Below are 646 nucleotides of genomic sequence, written 5' to 3' on the forward strand. Positions count from 1 at the left end.
CTTGCGTGACATGATGTTAGATGTCACAAGTGACGGATTAAAGATTTATGAAGGTGAAAGTTGGAGTCGGTTGGATGTTACAGACTTTAAAATAGGTGAACGCACTGCTGACGCTAGCTTTGGCGGGCTTGTAGTAGAGAGTTATCATGCTGGTTCTGAGACCTTGATATCAACTGGTGGTGCTGGAGATGTTTGTATTGGTGGTGTCGGAGCTAGCCAGGGTGATTGTATTGCTGATAACGGGCGCTGGGAAAATCGTGGGGACCAGGGCTTAACAATAACATCTAAACGGCACTTTAAGTCGAAGATTGATTCTGAAGGAAAGAGAAATCGCTTAACTTGGCATGTCGGGCGCGATGGCGAGGGTACTGGTTCGCCCGATAAGGGAACGGGTCTAAAGTTAATATTTGATAATTATACGACCAATGACGGGAACAATTTGTCTGACGATTTTGGGATTCAGACAGAATACAACATGGATATTGCTCGCGCTCCGGTTATTAAGAAGTCGACAGGCTTCGATAGTAATAATATCTACGGTGAAGAGGGTTGGGAAAAGGTTATGTTGCCTGATGGCTCCTATGAGTACAAGGCTCCTTCAGATATGACTGCTGCAGATATTGCAAATAGACCGGTAGGTGTTGCG

General features: G+C 45.2%; 1 protein-coding gene. It reads left to right on the forward strand.

Annotated features, from left to right (window positions below; all coding sequences use genetic code 11):
* On the forward strand, positions 1 to 646 hold a 646-nt coding region (locus tag A3763_RS29325; RefSeq protein ID WP_197483162.1), incomplete at both ends, for a hypothetical protein.

The organism is Oleiphilus sp. HI0128 (assembly GCF_001635365.1).